Source organism: Synechococcus sp. CCY9202, from assembly GCF_034931685.1.
Taxonomy (GTDB): domain Bacteria; phylum Cyanobacteriota; class Cyanobacteriia; order PCC-6307; family Cyanobiaceae; genus CBW1002.
The window spans coordinates 1-19,022 of record NZ_JAYGID010000001.1; the positions used below are offsets into that span (position 1 = coordinate 1).

The 19,022-nt window shown below is 67.7% G+C and carries 18 protein-coding genes; 5 read left to right on the top strand and 13 right to left on the bottom strand.

The window, feature by feature from the left end:
• Together VB777_RS00005 and VB777_RS00010 are read right to left on the bottom strand one after the other, a co-directional pair.
• Nucleotides 1-633 (bottom strand): GTPase (locus tag VB777_RS00005; RefSeq protein WP_416238287.1); only part of this gene is annotated, 633 nt, incomplete at its 3' end.
• Complete coding sequence (locus tag VB777_RS00010) at nt 630-1,670, bottom strand: CNNM domain-containing protein (RefSeq protein ID WP_197170591.1); 1,041 nt, start codon at nt 1,668-1,670, stop codon at nt 630-632. The genes VB777_RS00010 and VB777_RS00005, both read right to left, overlap by 4 nt.
• 174 nt (nt 1,671-1,844) lie before the next feature.
• Between VB777_RS00010 and VB777_RS00015 the strand changes: the two genes are divergently transcribed.
• Nucleotides 1,845-3,176 carry an aminopeptidase P N-terminal domain-containing protein gene (locus VB777_RS00015; protein WP_323246273.1) on the top strand — a complete coding sequence of 444 codons (1,332 nt, stop codon included), beginning with the start codon at nt 1,845-1,847 and terminating at the stop codon, nt 3,174-3,176.
• Here VB777_RS00015 and VB777_RS00020 read toward each other — a convergent pair.
• A complete protein-coding gene (locus VB777_RS00020) occupies nt 3,148-3,948 on the bottom strand; it encodes a TIGR01548 family HAD-type hydrolase (RefSeq protein ID WP_197156811.1) in 801 nt (266 codons plus the stop codon). The two genes, VB777_RS00015 and VB777_RS00020, sit on opposite strands and share 29 nt — an antisense overlap.
• A gap of 13 nt (nt 3,949-3,961) precedes the next feature.
• Nucleotides 3,962-4,621, bottom strand: a complete 660-nt coding sequence (locus tag VB777_RS00025; protein WP_197156809.1) for a transaldolase family protein — start codon at nt 4,619-4,621, stop codon at nt 3,962-3,964.
• A 60-nt stretch (nt 4,622-4,681) separates the two neighbouring features.
• Here VB777_RS00025 and VB777_RS00030 point away from each other — a divergent pair, with 60 nt between their 5' ends.
• Nucleotides 4,682-5,224 carry a 30S ribosomal protein PSRP-3 gene (locus tag VB777_RS00030; RefSeq protein ID WP_370594661.1) on the top strand — a complete coding sequence of 181 codons (543 nt, stop codon included), beginning with the start codon at nt 4,682-4,684 and terminating at the stop codon, nt 5,222-5,224.
• Between the two features lie 165 nt (nt 5,225-5,389).
• Here VB777_RS00030 and VB777_RS00035 read toward each other — a convergent pair whose 3' ends face one another.
• From VB777_RS00035 to VB777_RS00060, 6 genes are read right to left on the bottom strand one after another with little or no spacing between them, the layout of a single operon-like run.
• A complete protein-coding gene (locus tag VB777_RS00035) occupies nt 5,390-6,448 on the bottom strand; it encodes a hypothetical protein (RefSeq protein WP_323246275.1) in 1,059 nt (352 codons plus the stop codon).
• A gap of 10 nt (nt 6,449-6,458) precedes the next feature.
• Nucleotides 6,459-8,048 carry a protein phosphatase 2C domain-containing protein gene (locus VB777_RS00040; protein ID WP_323246277.1) on the bottom strand — a complete coding sequence of 530 codons (1,590 nt, stop codon included), beginning with the start codon at nt 8,046-8,048 and terminating at the stop codon, nt 6,459-6,461.
• Nucleotides 8,045-8,782: a vWA domain-containing protein gene (locus VB777_RS00045; protein ID WP_323246279.1), complete on the bottom strand. Its 738-nt coding sequence runs from the start codon at nt 8,780-8,782 to the stop codon at nt 8,045-8,047. The genes VB777_RS00040 and VB777_RS00045 overlap by 4 nt, the downstream gene beginning before the upstream one ends.
• Nucleotides 8,783-8,802: 20 nt before the next feature.
• Nucleotides 8,803-10,134 (bottom strand): protein kinase domain-containing protein, encoded by a 1,332-nt coding sequence (locus VB777_RS00050; protein ID WP_323246280.1) that lies wholly within the window; start codon nt 10,132-10,134, stop codon nt 8,803-8,805.
• Nucleotides 10,131-10,958: an FHA domain-containing protein gene (locus tag VB777_RS00055; protein WP_197156798.1), complete on the bottom strand. Its 828-nt coding sequence runs from the start codon at nt 10,956-10,958 to the stop codon at nt 10,131-10,133. The genes VB777_RS00050 and VB777_RS00055 overlap by 4 nt, the downstream gene beginning before the upstream one ends.
• The gene (locus VB777_RS00060; RefSeq protein WP_323246282.1) at nt 10,955-11,227 is read right to left on the bottom strand and encodes a hypothetical protein; all 273 of its coding nucleotides are present in this window, start codon (nt 11,225-11,227) and stop codon (nt 10,955-10,957) included. Before VB777_RS00060 ends, VB777_RS00055 begins: the two co-directional genes overlap by 4 nt.
• 59 nt (nt 11,228-11,286) lie before the next feature.
• Between VB777_RS00060 and VB777_RS00065 the strand changes: the two genes are divergently transcribed.
• The gene (locus VB777_RS00065) at nt 11,287-13,620 is read left to right on the top strand and encodes a transglycosylase domain-containing protein (RefSeq protein ID WP_323246284.1); all 2,334 of its coding nucleotides are present in this window, start codon (nt 11,287-11,289) and stop codon (nt 13,618-13,620) included.
• Here VB777_RS00065 and VB777_RS00070 read toward each other — a convergent pair.
• From VB777_RS00070 to atpD, 3 genes are all read right to left on the bottom strand, one after another.
• Nucleotides 13,565-14,746: a rhomboid family intramembrane serine protease gene (locus VB777_RS00070; RefSeq protein ID WP_197156794.1), complete on the bottom strand. Its 1,182-nt coding sequence runs from the start codon at nt 14,744-14,746 to the stop codon at nt 13,565-13,567. The two genes, VB777_RS00065 and VB777_RS00070, sit on opposite strands and share 56 nt — an antisense overlap.
• Before the next feature lie 64 nt (nt 14,747-14,810).
• Nucleotides 14,811-15,218: an ATP synthase F1 subunit epsilon gene (gene atpC / locus VB777_RS00075; RefSeq protein ID WP_197156793.1), complete on the bottom strand. Its 408-nt coding sequence runs from the start codon at nt 15,216-15,218 to the stop codon at nt 14,811-14,813.
• Nucleotides 15,219-15,259: 41 nt separating this feature from the next.
• Nucleotides 15,260-16,726 (bottom strand): F0F1 ATP synthase subunit beta, encoded by a 1,467-nt coding sequence (gene atpD / locus VB777_RS00080; protein ID WP_197156792.1) that lies wholly within the window; start codon nt 16,724-16,726, stop codon nt 15,260-15,262.
• 228 nt (nt 16,727-16,954) lie between these two features.
• On the opposite strand from atpD, the gene groES reads away from it, so the two are divergent.
• Nucleotides 16,955-17,266, top strand: coding sequence for a co-chaperone GroES (gene groES / locus VB777_RS00085; RefSeq protein WP_197156791.1), 312 nt, complete (start codon nt 16,955-16,957; stop codon nt 17,264-17,266).
• Between the two features lie 48 nt (nt 17,267-17,314).
• Nucleotides 17,315-18,949 carry a chaperonin GroEL gene (groL, locus tag VB777_RS00090; RefSeq protein WP_197156790.1) on the top strand — a complete coding sequence of 545 codons (1,635 nt, stop codon included), beginning with the start codon at nt 17,315-17,317 and terminating at the stop codon, nt 18,947-18,949.
• The last annotated feature ends 73 nt before the right edge of the window (nt 18,950-19,022 follow it).

Below are 19,022 nucleotides of genomic sequence, written 5' to 3' on the forward strand. Positions count from 1 at the left end.
GCGGGCGGCGGCGGGGAGCCGGCGGCGGATGCTGGCCAGCAGCGCCTGGCGTTCCGGCTCGGGCCAGCAGTCGCAGCGGTTGAGCACCAGCAGCAGCGGTTTGCCACTGGCCAGCAAGGGTTCAAGCGCCTCCAGCTCGACGCTGGTGAGATCACCATCCAGCACCAGCAGCACCAGATCAGCGCCGAGGGCCAGACGGGCCGCCAGCCGGGAACGCGCTTCGGCGGCGATCTCGTCGATCCCCGGCGTGTCGACCAGCTCAACGGCGCTCAGCCCCGCGATCGGCTGCTGCCAGGGCCGGCTCGCCTGGCGACGGGTGCAGCCATGGGCCACATCCGTGGCAAAGGCCTCCTCGCCAAGCAGGGCATTGAGCAGGCTCGATTTCCCGACCCCCACCCGGCCGAACACGGCCAGGCGCGGCTGCTTCTGCTCCAGACGCTGCAGTTGCCGGTCCAGCCCTGCCAGCTCCGGTCCAAGCAGGGTGGTTTCGCGGGGGCTGAGCTGCAGCTCTGCCCGCCAGCGGCGCAGCAGCAGCAGGCAGCGCTCAGCGGTGGGCGGGGGCGTCAGCCTCGGGCGATGGGCTGGTGGTGCGGAGCCCCGGCGGGACCCGTGGCTCAGCGAGGGGGAGGTCATGACGGCTGTTCCTGCTCCACGTTGAGGGCGAGGTTGTCCCCACCGGTCTGGGGGCGGCGCCACCAGCCGGCCAGCACCGCCAGCACCGCATCGGCGCCGATCACCCCCACGAAGCCACCGAATTCATCCACCACCACGCGGATGCCGCTGCTGTTCCGCCGGAAGCCGGTGAGCAGCCGATCGGCGCGAATCATCTCCGGCACGTATTCCACCGGCTCGCACAGCTCGGCGGCGGTCATCGCGCCTTCCTGCTGCAACAGGGCACTGAGCAGCCGTTCGCGGTTTGCCACCCCCAGCACCTCATCGACCTCCTCGCCCAGCACCACCCACCAGGAGGCCGGGTTGGACAGCAGGTTGGACCGCAGACTCTCGAGGCTGGCCTGGCCCTGCAGGGTGGGGGCCGCCACCCGCGGCACCATCAGATCCCTGGCGGTGAGGTCATTGAGCTGGAACACCTTGGCGATCATGGCGGCCTCGTCGGCCTCGATCTGCCCTTTCTGGGAGCCGAGCCTGGCCAGCAGTCGGATTTCCTCTTCGTCGGTGTTGAGCTCATTCTCATCGCTGATGCCAGGCAGCAGGCGTTCCAGCACCAGCACCAGGGGCAGCATCAGCTTCAGGAGCAGCGTCAGGCTCTGCGCGCTGGCCAGGGAGACCGGCAGCGCCAGCCGGCTGCCGAGGGCCTTGGGCAGGATCTCGCCCAGCAGGATGACCAGCAGGGTGAGCCCCACCGAGAACAGCGGCAGGGCGACGGGATCGATGTTGTGGCGGCTGAACACCCAGCTGGCGAAGCCGCCCACCATCAGGCTGCCGAAGATGTTGAAGGTGTTGTTGACGATCACCAGCACCGACAGGGTGCGGCCCAGGCGGTTGCGCAGCTGCTCAAGGCGGCGGGCGCTGCCGGATGGCCGAGGACGATGGGCCAGCTCATGCACCCGGATCGGGCTCACGGTGAGCAGGGCGGCCTCGACACCGGAGCACACCGCCGAGCCCAGCAGCATCACCACCACCAACACGCCGAGGACGAGGTAATCGTTCATCCGGCGACGGGCGCGTGGGGGGGGACGGAGGTGGTGGAGAGGTGAGCGATCGCAGGGGCGGCGTCAACAACCGGGAAGCGTGCTGGCCGTTCCGGGCCCAAGGCACGCAACTTGCGCGGTCTCTGTATTAAACCGGCTGTTCCAACTTCTGGCTGTCGAGCCGTTCCGCCGCCCATGGCCAGCCCGCCTCCGATTGACGCCGCGGCCTATGCGGAGCGGCGCGGACGCTTCCTGCACCGCCTCGGTGGCGTGGCGGCGGTGATCCCGGCCTCCTCCCTGGCGACGCACCACGCCGATGTGGAGCATGCCTTCCGCCAGAACAGTGATTTCTGGTATCTCACCGGCTTCGATGAGCCCGGGGCGGTGGCCCTGTTCCTGCCCCATTGCCCCGAGCATCCCTTCGTGCTCTTCGTGGAACCCAGGGATCCGACTGCTGAGGTCTGGAATGGGTTCCGCTGGGGTTGTGAAGGGGCGGTGGAGCGCTTCGGCGCTGATCGGGCCCATCCGATCGCCGAGCTGCCCCAGCGGCTGGCCGACTACCTCAAGGGTGCCGAGGGCATCGCTTTCCGGGTGGGACGGCATCCCGCGGTGGAGCCGCTGGTGCTGCAGGCCTGGGCCCACCAGCTGGATCGGGCCCCCCGCACCGGCAGCGCCGCCCTGGGGCTGGTCGCCCCCTGTCCGATGCTGCATGAGTTGCGCCTGCGCAAGAGCCCCGAGGAACTGGAGCGGCTGCGGGAAGCGGCGCGGATCTCCGCCGAAGCCCACGAACTGGCTCGCCGGGTGACGCGGCCGGGCCTGCTGGAGCGGCAGGTTCAGGCGGTGATCGAGCAGCACTTCCTCGAACGGGGCGCGCGCGGAGCGGCCTACGGCTCGATCGTCGCCGGCGGCGACAACGCCTGCGTGTTGCACTACACCGCCAATGCCGCCGAGCTGCGGGATGGCGACCTGCTGCTGATCGATGCCGGCTGCAGCCTGGGCGACTACTACAACGGCGACATCACCCGCACCTTTCCGGTGGGCGGCCGCTTCAGCGCCGAGCAACGGACCCTCTACGAGCTGGTGCTGGCGGCCCAGGAGGCGGCCGTGGCGGTGGTGCGGCCGGAGGCCACCGCCGAACAGGTCCACGACACGGCGGTGCGGGTGCTGGTGGAGGGCCTGCTGGAGCTGGGCCTGCTGCGGGGCTCGGCCGACAGCGTGATCGAGCAGGGCGCCTACCGCCATCTCTACATGCACCGCACCGGCCACTGGCTCGGTCTCGACGTGCACGATGTGGGCGCCTACCGGCTCGGCGAGCATCCAGTGGCGCTCGAGCCCGGCATGGTGCTCACCGTGGAGCCGGGGTTGTACGTGAGCGATCGGTTGCCGGTGCCGGAGGGCCAGCCGGCGATCGAGGAGCGTTGGAAGGGGATCGGCATCCGCATCGAGGATGACGTGGCGGTGACGGAGCAGGGCCACGAGGTCCTCACGGCTGCTGCTCTCAAGGCGCCGGCGGCGATGGAGCGCTGAGCCAGCGCAACAGGGCTTCGGGTTCGAGGGCCCTGGTGCAGGGCAGCACCACATCGGCTCCGGCTTCGATCAGCCGGGCCTCGTAGGCAGCTCGGAGGTCGATGGCTTCCGGGACCTGCAGGTGGGGTGGGGCGACGGCCAGGCTGAGGAAGCGGACAGCAGGGCAGTGCTGCCGAGCCCGCTGCACGGTGAGAACATCCGCCACGGTGTCGCCCAGGTAGGCGATCGGCGGACTCGCCTGATCCAGCGCTGCGCCCGTGAGCTGGCTGGCAAGCAGCAGCAGGCCCGTGGGGTCGGGCTTGTCGGGAGCCTGGCCCATGGCGATCAGCGGGGGCTCGCGCAGCCCCAGCCGTGTCTCCAGCACGTAGCGGCAGGACGGGGGCTCCGCACCGCTCACGAAGCCCCAGGCCACGTTGGCCCTGGTCAGCGCAGCAAAGAAATCAGATTCCACCAGCAGCGGTTCGCTGCCGATGAACCCCTGCCACAGACTGGAATCCCCCTCGGGGTCGCCACCGAAGTAGAAGCCGCCAAACACGTCCACCAGGGCTTCGAAGGCTGGGAGCGGGGTATGACCTGAGCGGCGCAGCAGCTCCAGCGAGGCTTCCCAGTCGTTGTTCCAGCAGCCTTCACTTTTGAGGGTGTCGATGGCACCGGGCTCAGGGCGCTGGCCGCTGAACTGGTGCACCGTTTCCACGATGGCGCGCCGATAACTGCCGCCGACATCCCGGATCACACCGTCGATGTCGAAGAGCAGAACGGCACGGGGGGACATCAGGCGGTGCCGATCAGGCGATCGCATCCTGCTCGAACTGGGCGACGGCGGCTTCGGTGGCTTCACTGGCGAACAGCCCTGCGGCGATGGCTGGGCCCATGGTGAAGGTGGTCATCCCTGCCTCCGCCAGGCGGGTCAGATCGCTGGCCTGGCGGAGGCTGGCCACCAGGAGCCTCACGCCAGAGCCCACGCCATCGAGGCAGCGCTGCATGGTGATCAGCTCGGCGTGACCATCGCGTCCCAGGTCACTGATGCGGCCGAGGTAGGGGGCGATGTAACGGGCTCCCAGGGCGGCGGCGATCAACACCTGGGCCGGCTCGTAACAGGCGGTGAACGTGACGGGGATGGCCTGGCTGATCAGCTGTTTCGCTGCCGCAGCACCGGTGGCGGTCACCGGTACTTTCACGACGATCTGGTCTGGTGCAATGGCATGCAGGGCAGTGCCACGGCGCACCAGGTCGGCGGTGCTGCTGCCCCAGGCCTGCAGATGCAGTTCCTGGGGCAGCAGCTCCAGGGCGCGGCGGCTGAGCTGGCGCAGATGGTCCAGATCGCAGGGCTGGCCGGCCTTTTTCAGCAGACTGGGATTGGTGGTGATCCCAAAGAACAGCCCGCTGGGCAGCCAAGCCTCCCAGTCGCTGGGGTCGGCGGAATCGAGGAACAGGCGCAGCGTCATGGGCGGGATCGAGCCGGTCGCGCCTTGGCGACTGGTAGGTTAATTGTTTGACCTTGTTCCTTGAGCGCCGAAACCATGACGGCCACTGAGACCGCCAGCGCCGAGAGCGCCAGCGCCGGTGCTGAAAGCTCCAGTGCCGCTGCCGTGACGGAGGCCCCCGCAGAAGTGGCCGCCGCTGCGGATGCCCCTGCCGCCGACACCGCCACCCAGGGCCGTCCGGTGATGCGCGGTGGCAGCGCCGCCCTGGCCACGGCCACCATCGATGAAGATGGCGTTCCTTCCGGCTATACCCCCAAGGCCGATGAGGGTCGCTTCCTGCTCAAGATCCTCTGGCTGTCGGACAACGTCGCCCTGGCGGTGGATCAGATCGTGGGTGGTGGCCCCAGCCCACTCACCGCCTATTTCTTCTGGCCCCGGGAAGATGCCTGGGAAACCCTGAAATCCGAGCTGGAAGCCAAGAGCTGGATCACGGATAACGAGCGGGTGGAGATCCTCAACAAGGCCACCGAAGTGATCAACTACTGGCAGGAGGAGGGCAAGGGCAAGAGCCTCGAGGAGGCCAAGCTCAAGTTCCCCGATGTCACCTTCTGCGGGACCGCCTGATCCTTCCGCTGGAGTTTCCTTGGGCATTGACGATGTCCCTCATCCCGCGATGGAAACCTGGCAGGGTTCCATCACGGGATTTTTTCGGGACCTTGCTACATCGGGCTGGCATCAGCTTTGGATACAGGGTTCTGAATTCAGAGATCTTGATTCAGAGCTTTGGAATCACCGGCGCGCCTGCAGCACCCGAACGAAGGCACTGTTCGTGATCAGGGCCGGCGAGGTGGCGATGTCCACCGTGAAGCTGCGTGTCTCGCTCTGGCTGGTGCCATCCGGGTAGACGAAGGTCACCACCCCATCGAGGGTGAGGCTGCTGCCATTGCTGCCGGTGGTCTGCAGATCCGACACGGTCACCTGTTGGAACTGCTCGAAGAAGGCGGCGTCGAACTGGTCGGCTGCCGCGCCGGCAAACCACTGACGGGCCTGCTCGAAATCTTTGCGGCTGAGGCTCTCGTAGAGGCTGCGGATGCTCTCCATGGCCTGCTCCGCCGTGGCGGCCTCAGGAGTGGGTTCAGGTTCGGGCAGCTCTGGCACCTGGGGGGGCTCAGGCTGGCTTACAGATGCGGGGGTAGGGGGTGCCACCGGTTGGCGCACCACCGGCGCGCTCGGTTGCAGGGCGCTCTGCTGCGCCGACTGGTGCATCCACAGCACCACGGCCACCAGTGCCACGCTGAGGCTGCCGGTGAGAAAGGCCAGGAAGGCCACGAGGCCCCGGCTGCCGCCTGATGCCCTCTGTGCCTCCACCGCATAGACATCCTCGGCGGCTGGTGCCGCACGCGGCATCTGTGGCACCACGGGCGGTTGAACGGCTGAGACCTCTACGGGCACCGCTGCTACCGCCACTGGCACAGCAGCGGTTTGCCGGGGCCCGCCTGGATGGGGTGCCGCCTCTGAGCCTGAAGGGGTCATCGGCCCTGGCAGGGCCAGCAGGCCCAGGACCACCCCCTCCATGCGGGCACAGATCGTGACGGCGAACACCTCGCGCAGTTCCGCCATCAGCCGGGCCGCCAGGCGCGGATCCGCCAGGGGCCTGGCCTGGCTCGCACCGCTGTGGAAGGCGGCGGACAACACCAGATGGCGCAGTGCCGGCAGCAGGGCGGTCTGCTCACTGCCGCAGAGGTCACCCACCAGCCCCTGCAGACGACGGCCCTCGATCGGCAGGTTCTGGGAACGAAGCTGCAGCACCCGCTCCCGCAGGGCGGCCCCGAGCTGGTAGTCGTTCATGGCAGGCGGATCAGCGGGATGGGGATGGGCTGGGCATGGTCTGCTGCCATTGCTCCTGCAAGGCGGACTGCAACGCTGCACAGGCTCCCAGAGCCTGAAGGGCTGATCCGCGCACCATCGTGCGCTGCGCCGGATCGAAGCTGGCCGCGATCAGGGCTCCGAGGGGATCGCTGGTGCTGGTTGCGTTGAGCAGATCTGGAGCGATTGTGCCCCGCCCCAGCCCCTCGAACTGGGCGCGGCGGTTGCGCAGGGTGCCTCGGATCGATGCCGGTGAACCCTGGCAGAGTGTCTGGACCAACTGACGGACTGGCTCAGGTGGCAGGGACTCAGGGGAAGAAGGCTCCATTTTCAGGGGCGTGGCAGGCCTCGGTGGGGACCGCTGCCCCAGCAGCCCCAAGGAGCTCAACAGAGCCAGCGCTCCTGCCAGACCCAGACTGAGACCCAGCAGGAGGCGTGAAGTGGATGGTCGCCCCTTGCCGGCGACGGCAGAGGAACCAACATCAGGAGCATCGGCGGTTTCGTTGGCTGGCTGAGAAGCTTCTGGCTGAACCGTTGTTGGTTTCGCCGTTGCGGTTGCCGCGGGTGTTGGCTCAGCGGTTGCTTGCTCCGCCCTCCGTTGCACAGGCTTTGTTCGCTCAGGATTGACCGGTTCAGCCGCGAGCGACCCCTCAGGCTCGAACCAGGTCATGGCCACGCTCACATCGTCGCCGCTGCCCTCGCGGCTGATGCGATCCAGCAGGCTGGGAAGCTCAGTGGACTCCTGGCTTGCCTCTGGAGCGTCTGCCGGTGCGGCCGCTTGATCCAACGCATGGGCCGGAGCCGTCGATCCGGCTTGGACTGCGCTCACCAGGAACGCAGCAAGTGCCAGGAAGTCAGGATCCGTGGCGCAGGACTTGCGCAGTCCATCGGTGCTGAGCAGCAGGGCGAAGCGCGCCTGGGGGCTGTCGAGCCGGTGCAGCCCGGAGCGCGACGCAAACAGCGAGGCGGCGTCGGGCAGGCAGAGGCTGCCGGTGGCTTCCCCCGGTGCGGCTGGGTCGTTCGCTTCCTCATCCAGCAGCACGGCCACGCCCTCGGCCTCCACCCGCACCAGGTCCCAGTCGCCCAGTCCGGTGTGGCCCCACCAGTGCGGTGTCAGCACCACCAGCCCCAGGGTGGTGCCATAGGCCAGCCAGTCTTGCGCCGCTGCGCTTTCCAGTGCGGGGACGCCCTCCTGTCCCGCTGGGTTGTCTGGCTCCGGCCGCCTGGCCCGGTCGGCCTCCACCGCTTCTCGCCAGGTGGAGAGAATGGCCAGCGGCAACGCCTGTTGCAGCCACCGTCGCCACTGCTCCATCGGCTGGCCAGCGGCAGTGTCGGCCAGACGGCTGGTCTCCAGCGTGGCGGCCACGGCCGTCAGGGCGGCTGTGCAGGCGAGGCGGCTGCCGATGTCGCTGCGGTGGTACCGGGCGCCACCGTGGCCATCGGCCACGGCCATCACCTTCACGGGCAGGCCATCGAGGCTGCGCAGTTCGACGGCCGCGCTCCAGTCCTGGCAGACCTGGCCGCGGCGTTGGTGGGCTGCTCCGGGGCGGCTGCAGATCCTGGCCGGCTGCCAGGGGCTCACCACACCAGGGGACCGACATCGTCGGTGGGATCGAGCACGGTCGGAGGCAGATCCGGCAGGGGGATGGGGCCCGGGGCTGCGGCCTCTGCCGACGGCACCATGCGGCTGGCGGGCATGGAGGCGGCGTTCACCACGGCCGTGGAAGCCCACTGGATGTACTGGGCCAGGGAGGTGGCGTTGCCGGCCTGCAGCGGGCGTCGCGCTGATCGGCCGCTGCCGCCGGGATCCTGGCCGATGAACTGCTGCAGCACCTCCAGATCGGCGTCGTGGCCGAGGGCAATCGCCAGCCGCACCGCCTTCTGGGCCCAGGGCTGGCGGATCAACGTGCGCAGGCCGCGATCGAAATCATCGGTCGGTTGGCCGTCGGAAATCAGCACCAGCACCGGCGGCAGAGCCCGTTCCTCCATCGGTGGCGTCTGCAGGGCGGCCGCCACCAGTTCCAGGGCCTCGCCCATGGCGGTCACGCCGCCGGCCTCAAGGTCGATCCAGCTGAGCTGCTCCACTGGCGTGGGCTCGGCGATGTGCCAGTGGGCCTGGTCGGCGAAGCGCACCGCCCGCACCAGCAGCCGGGCTTCCGGGTTCTGCCGGGCTACCTCGGCCATGCCCGGCAGCGACTGGCGGATCGCCTGGTTGAGCGCCTGCATCTTGCCCTGGGCTGCCATCGAACCGGAGCAGTCGCACAGGTAGAGGAAGTGGAGCGGTCGGTTGGCGAGGCGAACGTTGGGGAAGGGCATGGGGCACCACGGGCCAGGGGTCAGCGCAGCACCGTGATCGCCCCGGCCGGCGTGGTGAGCCGTCGCACGGGCGCGAGATTACAGGTTTTTTGGGGTTGCAACGGCACCACGGCGCCGTTGAGCAGCTCCACGCTCCAGAGTTCCGGCGAGAGGTTGCGCAGTCCCACGATTGAGGGATCGCCGGGGTGGGCCTCCACCCGTGCCAGGGGGGTGAGCAGGCTCTCGGGTACGAGGGCATCGAAGTGATGGGGATGCAGCTCGTTGTCCGGTGCGGCGATCACCTCCCCATGGGCCAGCTGCAGCCGCAGGACCGGCTGCAGCGGCGAGCCGCAGCTCCAGCAGGTTCTGGCACTCTGATCGTCGGGGAAGACCTCCTGGCCGCAGGCCCGGCACAGTTGCCGCTGGTCCAGGGTGATTGACAGGGCCCGGCGCCACTGGCCCGTCAGGGCCCGCTGGCTGGGCTGGCGCAGGCCGCGGCAGAAGGTCTGCTCGAACAGGTCCTTGAGCCGCTCCGGGTAGATCGGCCAGGTGATCAGGGCGGCGGTGTGCTCGATCGGATCGGGTCGGTTGGACGGATCGGCCGGATCAAAGATGAACAGGGGGTCTTCGCCGTAGAGGCGGCGGCGGGCGGGTTCATCGAGGCAGCGAATCGCGAGCTCCCGTTGTCCCCTCAGCGGATCGTGGCGGGTGAGCAGCCTGAAGATCAGCACCGCCAGCGAGAACAGATCGCTGTCGGCGCCGGGGCGGGCCTGGCCCAGCAGCACCTCGGGAGCCATGAACCCGGGCGTACCCAGCACGCTGCCAGGGTCACGCCCGTCCACATCGACGTTGTCGTTGTCGCAGATCAGGATGCGGCCGCTGCCGGGTTGGAGGAACAGGTTGCCCAGGGAGATGTCCTTGTAACAGAGGCCGCGCAGGTGCAGGGCATGGAAGGCGTCAGCCAGGAAGAAGCAGGCCCGCAGCACAGAGCGCAGGCTGATCTCGATGCGGCCCGCGACGTGCTCATGGGCGCCCACGTAGTCCGCCGGTCTCAGGTCCATCAGATACCCGAAACCGGTGTCGCGGCAGCGGATCTGAGCACGGCTGGCGGCGCTGGGGTGCAGCAGGGCGATCGGCCAGAGGAAATCCTGATTGGGGGCCGTGGCGCGAATGCTGTCGCTGAGGCGGCGGGCCAACTGGGGATCACGGGCCAGGCACGCCGGCAGATACCACTTCAGGGCCAGAGCTTCGCCATCCACCTCCACCGCGAACACCTGGCCCTGGGTGCCGCCCCCCAGGGCGCGCCGGATTTGGATCGGGCTGCTGAGTTCCTCCATCTGCAGGGTCTCGCCCAACGGCAGGATCCAGGTCATGGCTCCACCGTCTGGCCCAGGGCCCGGCGAATGCCATTGCGGTGTGAGAGGGCCGTGATCCGGTTGGAGAAGCTGCGCCGGTAGGCCAGCCCGTCGCGCAGCACCACCACCAGAACGTGCTGCTTGCGCGAGCCCAGCAGCACTGCGCCGGCCAGGGCTGCCACCTGCAGGGGCCAGAACACCAGGGGAAAGGGCAGCAGCAGCAGACCGCCGAGGCAGACGAGCACCCACCAGCTGAAGATGTGGGGGTGGAGGGCCAGGCTGCGCAGCTCGGCTGAGCGGATCCGATCGAGGCTGATCCGTTCCCCACCGATGTCGATCTCTGCAGGGGCGGATCCCGCAGCTTGCGCTGCCACGGCGGGCTGCGGCGCCGGCCTTGCTGCACGGGCCTTTCCGGAAGTGGATTTCGAAGCAGTGGTCTTCGAAGCAGTGGTCGTCGCAGCAGTGGCCTGCGAACCCGTTGCGCTCGAAGCGCTGCTCTGCTGAGCAGTGGCGGACTCCCACTGAAACAAGAACACCGGTCCGTTGCGGCCCAGCTGGATCCGATCGCCGTCCTGCAGGGGGTGGGGGGCTGTGATCCGCTGGCGGCCCACGTAGGTGCCGTTGGCGCTGCCCAGATCCGCGATCACCCAGCCCGTGTTGTCGCTGGAGCTGCGGATCTCCGCATGCCGACGCGACAGCCCAGCCGCGTTCGGCAGGCAGAGCTGATTGGCCGGGTCACGGCCGATGCTCAGGGGCCGGCCGGAATCGAGTGGCACGCTGCTGCCCGGATCGTTCTGCTGCACCAGCCGAGCGTGGGGTGGTGCGGGGGCTGGGTTGGTCATGGGCCGCGGCGGCGCTGCCACCAGAGCTGCCAGTCTTCGCGCAGGTCTGCCCACCAGCCCCCGTCCCCCTCGCGGTAGGGCACGACGCGGCCCGGGAACAACAGGGCCTTGCTGGCCAGCGCCAGGGCCAGGAGCACCAGGGTCAGCAGCACCCAGCCGGGGATCGCCCCGAGCCAGGTCGCCGCAAAGCTGGCGCGCAGGGCATAGAGCCCGATCGTGAGGGCCAGCCACAGCCGGAAGGCCTCCCAGGGATCCCGCTGGCGCTCCACCCCTTTCCCGCCATCGCTGTCCGTAGCCTATGGGGCCGTCGCCGTGGACTGCCCTGCCCGTGCCGTCGTCCGACCCCGGCGCCCAAGTCGTTGGCCGCACCGCCGCAGCAGACAGCCGCCGCCGTCGCTGGCGGGCCCTCTGGATTGCCTGCAGCCGCGGCCCATTGGCCCAGCGCCCCGGGGCCCTCGGCTCCGCCTGGCGACACCTGGTGGCCCGACAGGCCCGCGCCGAACTGTGGCAAGGCGATCGGTTGGTGCTGGCCCGTTCCCTCAAGCCAGGCCAGCGGCTGCGCATCGGTCGCGATCCGGCCTGCGAGCTGCCGGTCGCCGATCCCAGCCTCAGCCGGGTACACGCCATCCTCGAGCAGAAGCGGCTGGGCGATCGCGACTTCTGCCTCGAAGACTTCAACTCCGCCAACGGCCTGTTCCACCGCGACCGCCGCATCCGTGCCATCCGCCTGCGCCACGGTGATGTGGTGCAGCTGGGATCGCCGCTGAAGGGGGAAGCGCCGCGGCTGCTGTATCGCCATCCCCGCAGTGCCCTCGAGCAGGTGGTCCACCTGGCTGGCCTGGCGGCCTTGCTGGGCTCGGGGCTGCTGGTGGGCGGGCTGCTGGCTGCGGCCTCGGTGGGGGGCGGCTCCCGGATCCGCGCCATTGCCGGACCGGTGAAGATCTTTGCGGCCAGCGGTGAGCAGGTCGATGCCCGTGAGGGCTCGGCCACGGCCCTGCCCTCCCTGCAGGACTATCCCCTGCATCTGCGCCAGGCCCTTGTGGCCTCGGAGGAATCGCGGTTCGGCTGGAACAGTGGCCTCGACCTGTTCGGCACCCTGCGCTCCGTCCTGCTCGGCAGCGGTGGTGGCAGCGGCCTCACCCAGCAGGTGGCGCGTCTCTACTACCCCTCCGTGGGCACGGAGGTGAGCCTGGCCCGCAAGCTGCGGGAATTATGGGTGGCGCTGCAGCTGGAGGTGGGCTACAGCAAGAACCGGATCCTGAAGATGTATCTGGACCGGGCCCATCTCGGCCTGGGCACCGATGGGTTCGAGCAGGCTTCTCAGCTGTATTTCCGTCAGTCGGCCCGCGATCTGGATGTGGGCCAGGCCGCGTTTCTGGTGGGTCTGCTGCCTAGCCCCAATGGCTACAGCCCCTGCAACCGCGACGACCCCACCGCCGGTCGGGAGCGGCGCAACCTCGTGCTGAAACTGATGCACGAGCAGGGCTTTCTCTCCGATCAGGGGCTGATCGATGCCGAGCGCCGTCCACTCAACATTGATCCCTCCGCCTGCCGCGCGTCCACCTTCACCAGCTATCCATTCTTCAGCGATTACGTGCTAGGTGAGCTGGAGGGCACCCGCTTCGGTCTCAACCTCTCCGAACAGGAGAGTGGCGGCAACTACAGCGTGGTGAGCACGATTGATCCCAGGCTGCAGGCCCTGGCGCAGCAACAGTTGCAGCGCTTCCTGGAGGGTCCGGCGGCCCGGGCAGGCCTCACCCAGGGAGCACTGATTTCCCTGAATTTCGAGAGTGGTGACATCCTCGCCTACGTGGGCGGCGGCGATTACAGCCGCTCCAGCTTTGATCGGGTTCAGGCGTTGCGCCAGCCCGGCTCGGCCTTCAAGCTGTTCACCTTTCTGGCGGCCCTGGCCCGTGGGGTCAGCCCGGACGACCGCATCTCCTGCGCGCCGCTGTCCTATGTGGCCGGCTGCCGCCACGGGGCAGGCTCAGCCGATGGCACCACCAGCGTGGCCGATGGCTTCGCCGCTTCCGAGAATGTGGTGGCCCTGCGCCTGGCCCAGCGGGCCGGCCTGCGCCAGGTGGTGGACCAGGCCCGCCGGCTGGGGATCAGCACCCCCCTCGACCTCGACTTCAACACCATCCTGGGCGGACGTGAAACCCTGCTCTATGAGCTGGCCCGGGCCTATGCGGTGGTGGCGAATGGTGGCCAATCGGTGCCGATGCACGGCGTCAGCCGCATCTATGACCTGGGCATCTGCCAGTCGATCTACAGCCTTGCCACCTGCCCGGAGCGGGGGGTGACGGTGCCGGTGGGGGAGACATCCCGTCAGTTGATCCCGCCGGAGCATGCGCAACAGATGGATGCCCTGCTGGCCGCGGTGGTGCAGCGCGGCACCGGCAAGGCGGCCGCTCTGGTGGCCGATGCCCGCGGCAAGACCGGCACCACCAACAACGGCGTTGATGTGCTGTTTGTCGGCTATTCACCGTCGCTGAAAATTCTCACCGCCATCTGGATGGGCAACGACGACAACAAACCCGCCGAAGCCGCCAGTGGGGCCCTGGTGGCGGAGTTGTGGGGGCGCTACATGGCTGCTGCTGCTGACGTCAGCCGGCTGGGCGGGTCTGCTGCAGCACCTGCAGCCACTGGCCAAGCCGGCTGATCAGCGCCCAGGCGAGGCCGAGCTGCAGTCCCCACCACCACTGGCTGCTGAGCAGGCGGTCGATCGGACGGCTGCTGTCCTGGGGGCTGCGCCGGGGCAGCAGCCAGCTGAGTTGCAGGGTTCCGTACACCACCAGCAGCACCCAGGCGGGAATCGCCAGGGGGCCGAAGGGATAGCTCAGCGATCGCCAGTGCAACAGGCTGGCGCCACTGCCCAGGCCGATCAGAGCGCTGACGGCCCCCGAAGCTCCATCCCAGCGCCCTTCGCTGGTGCGGCGTTGCGCCAGCAGCAGGGCCAGGGCTGCGGTGGCCAGGCTGGTGAGGCAGTAGCGCAGCACCACCTCCGGCAGGGGCAAAGGGGATGGCCCCAGCAGGATCAGCAGCAGCACCAGGTTGAGCAGCGCCTCCCCATTGGCATGGTGAATCCAGGGGGCGCAGATCCAGCGCCACGCCTGGTGGGGATCGGTGGCATCGGCCTGTTCCAGGGGCCACTGACGCCGGACCACCTTGAGGGGACCGAGGGCCAGGGCCTGAAGCAGTGCCAGCAGCACCACCAGCACCACTCCGCCGCTCCAGCCCCAGGGTTCAAACACCCAGCGCTGTAACTCCCCGGCCGACCAGCGCCACACCAGGGCGGCGGTGGCCGCCAGGGCGACTCCAGGACCCAGGAGATGAAGCTGGTGAGCGAGACCTGCCGCTCCTGCTGCAATCTCCACAGCAGCAGGAGCGGGGCCGGAAGCATTGACAAGGCACGGTCCATCACTGGACGGTCCAGTGATCAAGGCCCGATCGGGGATGGACTCAGCGAGCGCTGACAGGCTGATGGATTGACCGGTGGCAGCCTGAAGGAGCGCCAGCAGCTCAACGAGAACCTTGGGGGCGTAGGTCGATTCGAGCTGATGGACCAGGCTCTGCAGGGCCGAGTGCCGGGTGCCCCCATCCCGTTGGCGAAGCACCTGGCGGAGCAGCGGCTGGGAGGCCAGATCGCGGATCGGCCCTTTGAGCCATTCCTCCGCGCCCAGTCCATCGATCAGGCGGTTGGCCAGAGCTGTGGGGTGCTCGAGGTCGAGCAGTCCAGCCTCATTCCATGCCCTCAGCTGCTGGCCCAGCTCTTCACCCTTCCCCATGCCCTCGAACCCTGCGGGGCGAGCTTAGGAGGGTGATGGGGAGGGCCAAACCAGCCTTGGGTTTTCAGCTGGCTTTGCTGGCCTGCAGCCGCGCCCTGGCCCGGGCCAGGCTCTGTTGAGCCTTCAGCTTTTCGGGGCTGGGCTGCTGGCCTTCGAACACCGCGGCAGCCTGCTGAGCGGCCTCGAAGGCCGTTTCGGCGGCGGCGGTGTTGATGCTGCTGCCGAGTTCGGCGGCGTTGACCAGCACCGTGACTTCATCGGCTTCCACCTCGGCGAAGCCACCCATCAGGGCGATGGTGCTCCAGCCATTGGCGTCACGCAGACGCATCACGCCGGTATCCAGGGCCGCCAGCATGGTGACATGCCCGGGAAGGATACCCACCTGACCGGTGGTGCTGGGCAGGATCACCTCGTCGGCGCTGCCGTCGAAAACGCTCTGGTCTGGTGCCAGAACGCGGAGAGTGAGACTCATGGATCGGGGACCTCAGGGAAACGAGCGGTGGATGGACGCGCTCAGCCCTTGGCTTCGGCGGAGATCTTGGCGGCCTTGGCTTTGACCTCGTCGATGTTGCCCACCAGATAGAAGGCGGCTTCGGGGAGATCGTCGAGTTCGCCAGCCAGAATCATGTTGAAGCCCTTGATGGTTTCTTCGAGCTTCACGTATTTGCCGGGCATGCCGGTGAACACTTCCGCCACGAAGAAGGGCTGGGAGAGGAACTTCTCGATCTTGCGGGCCCGGTCCACCGTGCGGCGATCGTCTTCCGAAAGTTCATCGAGACCCAGGATCGCGATGATGTCCTGCAGTTCCTTGTAGCGCTGCAGGGTGCTCTGCACGGCGCGGGCGGTGCGGTAGTGCTCATCTCCCACCACGGCAGGCTGGAGCATGGTGCTGGTGGAATCGAGCGGATCCACGGCGGGGTAGATGCCCTTCGAGGCCAGGCCGCGGCTCAGCACGGTGGTGGCATCCAGGTGGGCAAAGGTGGTGGCAGGGGCGGGATCGGTGAGGTCATCCGCCGGCACGTAGACAGCCTGGATCGAGGTGATCGATCCTTCCAGCGTGGAGGTGATGCGCTCCTGCAGCTCACCCACGTCGGTGCCGAGGGTGGGCTGGTAACCCACAGCCGAAGGCATCCGGCCCAGCAGGGCGCTCACCTCGGAGCCGGCCTGCACGAAGCGGAAGATGTTGTCGACGAACAGCAGCACGTCCTGCTTGTTCACATCGCGGAAGTGCTCGGCCATGGTGAGAGCCGACAGGCCCACCCGCATACGGGCGCCCGGGGGCTCGTTCATCTGGCCGTAGCAGAGGGCCACCTTCGACTTGGAGAGGTCGTCGGCGTTGATCACGCCCGACTCCTTGAATTCCTCGTAGAGGTCGTTGCCTTCGCGGGTGCGCTCACCCACGCCGCCGAACACGGACACACCACCGTGCTCCTTGGCGATGTTGTTGATCAGCTCCTGGATCAGCACGGTCTTGCCCACGCCGGCGCCGCCGAACAGGCCCACCTTGCCGCCTTGGCGATAGGGCGCCAGGAGGTCAATCACCTTGATGCCGGTTTCGAACACCTTGGGCTTGGTCTCCAGCTCGGTGAGCTTGGGAGCTTCCCGGTGGATCGGCGCGGTCATGGTGGTGCTGACCGGGCCCTGCTCGTCGACGGGCTCACCCAGCACGTTGAAGATGCGGCCCAGGGTGGCTTCGCCCACGGGCACGGAGATCGGGGCACCGGTGTCGAGCGCTTCCATGCCGCGCACCAGGCCATCGGTGCTGCTCATGGCCACGGCACGCACGCGGTGGTCACCCAGCAGCTGCTGCACTTCGGCGGTGAGGGCGACCTGCTGACCAGCGGAGTTGGTTGCCTCAATGCGCAGAGCATTGAAGATCCTGGGCAGCTTGCCGGCCGGGAACTCCACATCAAGCACGGGACCGATCACCTGCCGGACAATGCCTTTGGTGCCGGAGGCGGCGGGAGCAGCAGCAGCCATAAGTAAGGAAAAATCGCGGTTTCGCGCAGCGGGGCATCAGCCCGTCTTGAGCGGCGCAACCTTACCACCGCAGCTCACCCGACCCTGGGAGTTCGGTCAACCGCACAGGCCTGGGGCTGGCTTGTTGCCCACTGGCTCGCATACGTTGGCAGTCAACGGGGCCGAGTGCCAACTCTCCCGTTGTTCAGTGGCGTCTCAGGCGCCATGCCGTTGCTATCGCATCAATTCATGGCTGCTGTTTCCCTCAGCGTCTCCACGGTCAAACCGCTCGGAGATCGCATCTTCATCAAGGTCTCCGAGTCGGAGGAAAAGACTGCCGGAGGCATCCTGCTTCCCGATACCGCCAAGGAAAAGCCCCAGGTGGGTGAGGTGGTCCAGGTCGGCCCCGGCAAGCGCAACGATGACGGCACCCGCCAGACTCCCGAGGTGAGCGTGGGTGACCAGGTCCTCTACAGCAAGTACGCCGGCACCGATATCAAGCTGGGCAGCGACGAGTTCGTGCTGCTCTCCGAGAAGGACATTCTGGCCATCGTCAACTGAACGGTACCAGTTCCCGCATTTTCCACACCCGCAAGGACAACGCCTTCCATGGCCAAGCGCATCATCTATAACGAGAACGCCCGCAGGGCCCTCGAAAAAGGCATCGATATCCTGGCTGAGGCCGTCGCCGTCACCCTGGGTCCCAAGGGCCGCAATGTGGTGCTCGAGAAGAAATTCGGCGCTCCTCAGATCATCAACGATGGCGTCACCATCGCCAAGGAGATCGAGCTCGAAGACCACATCGAGAACACCGGTGTCGCCCTGATCCGTCAGGCCGCCTCCAAGACCAACGACGCTGCCGGTGACGGCACCACCACCGCCACCGTCCTGGCCCACGCCATGGTCAAGGCGGGTCTGCGCAATGTGGCCGCCGGCGCCAACGCCATCACCCTGAAGAAGGGCATCGACAAGGCTTCTGACTTCCTCGTCAAGAAGATCGAGGAGCACGCCAAGCCGATCTCCGATTCCAACGCCATCGCCCAGGTGGGCACCATCTCCGCCGGCAACGACGAAGAGGTGGGCCAGATGATCGCTGACGCGATGGACAAGGTCGGCAAGGAAGGCGTGATCTCCCTCGAAGAAGGGAAATCGATGACCACCGAGCTGGAGGTCACCGAGGGCATGCGCTTCGACAAGGGCTACATCTCGCCCTACTTCGCCACCGACACCGAGCGGATGGAAGCGGTGCTCGAGGAGCCCTACATCCTGCTCACCGACAAGAAGATCGGCCTGGTGCAGGACCTGGTGCCCGTGCTCGAGCAGATCGCCCGCACCGGCAAGCCCCTGCTGATCATCGCCGAGGACATCGAGAAGGAAGCCCTCGCCACTCTGGTGGTGAACCGTCTCCGTGGCGTGCTGAACGTGGCCGCTGTGAAGGCTCCTGGCTTCGGTGATCGCCGTAAGGCCATGCTCGAGGACATCGCCGTCCTCACCAACGGTCAGCTGATCACCGAGGACGCCGGCCTCAAGCTGGAGAACACCAAGCTGGAGATGCTGGGCACCGCCCGCCGCATCACCATCAACAAGGACACCACCACCATCGTGGCCGAAGGCAACGAGGTGGCCGTGAAGGCCCGCTGCGAGCAGATCCGCAAGCAGATGGACGAAACCGACTCCTCCTACGACAAGGAGAAGCTGCAGGAGCGTCTGGCCAAGCTGAGCGGCGGTGTGGCCGTGGTCAAGGTGGGTGCCGCCACCGAGACCGAGATGAAGGACAAGAAGCTGCGCCTCGAAGACGCCATCAACGCCACCAAGGCGGCTGTTGAGGAAGGCATCGTTCCTGGTGGTGGCACCACCCTGGCCCACCTGGCCCCGGCCCTCGAGGAGTGGGCGGCCGCCAACCTCTCCGGCGAGGAGCTGATCGGGGCCACGATCGTGGCTTCCGCCCTCACCGCGCCTCTCAAGCGCATCGCTGAAAACGCCGGCGTCAACGGCGCTGTCGTGGCTGAGCATGTCAAGGGCATGCCCTTCAACGAGGGCTACAACGCAGCCAGTGGCGAATATGTCGACATGCTGGCTGCCGGCATCGTCGATCCCGCCAAGGTGACCCGCTCCGGTCTGCAGAATGCCGCTTCGATCGCCGGCATGGTGCTCACCACCGAGTGCATCGTGGCTGATCTGCCCGAGAAGAAGGAAGCAGCTCCCGCTGGTGGCGGTGGCATGGGCGGCGACTTCGATTATTGATCGCCTTCTGGTTTCCGGCCCGCCTGGTTGGCTGGCCGGTTTCTGCCCCCGCTTCGGCGGGGGCTTTTTTGTG

Bases quoted from the DNA above. Each gene is read 5' to 3' on its own strand.
- VB777_RS00010 (WP_197170591.1), bottom strand. From the start codon at position 1,670: ATGAACGATTACCTCGTCCTCGGCGTGTTGGTGGTGGTGATGCTGCTG.
- VB777_RS00015 (WP_323246273.1), top strand. From the start codon at position 1,845: ATGGCCAGCCCGCCTCCGATTGACGCCGCGGCCTATGCGGAGCGGCGC.
- VB777_RS00020 (WP_197156811.1), bottom strand. From the start codon at position 3,948: ATGTCCCCCCGTGCCGTTCTGCTCTTCGACATCGACGGTGTGATCCGG.
- VB777_RS00025 (WP_197156809.1), bottom strand. From the start codon at position 4,621: ATGACGCTGCGCCTGTTCCTCGATTCCGCCGACCCCAGCGACTGGGAG.
- VB777_RS00035 (WP_323246275.1), bottom strand. From the start codon at position 6,448: ATGAACGACTACCAGCTCGGGGCCGCCCTGCGGGAGCGGGTGCTGCAG.
- VB777_RS00045 (WP_323246279.1), bottom strand. From the start codon at position 8,782: ATGCCCTTCCCCAACGTTCGCCTCGCCAACCGACCGCTCCACTTCCTC.
- VB777_RS00050 (WP_323246280.1), bottom strand. From the start codon at position 10,134: ATGACCTGGATCCTGCCGTTGGGCGAGACCCTGCAGATGGAGGAACTC.
- VB777_RS00055 (WP_197156798.1), bottom strand. From the start codon at position 10,958: ATGACCAACCCAGCCCCCGCACCACCCCACGCTCGGCTGGTGCAGCAG.
- VB777_RS00070 (WP_197156794.1), bottom strand. From the start codon at position 14,746: ATGGGGAAGGGTGAAGAGCTGGGCCAGCAGCTGAGGGCATGGAATGAG.
- atpC (WP_197156793.1), bottom strand. From the start codon at position 15,218: ATGAGTCTCACTCTCCGCGTTCTGGCACCAGACCAGAGCGTTTTCGAC.
- atpD (WP_197156792.1), bottom strand. From the start codon at position 16,726: ATGGCTGCTGCTGCTCCCGCCGCCTCCGGCACCAAAGGCATTGTCCGG.
- groES (WP_197156791.1), top strand. From the start codon at position 16,955: ATGGCTGCTGTTTCCCTCAGCGTCTCCACGGTCAAACCGCTCGGAGAT.
- groL (WP_197156790.1), top strand. From the start codon at position 17,315: ATGGCCAAGCGCATCATCTATAACGAGAACGCCCGCAGGGCCCTCGAA.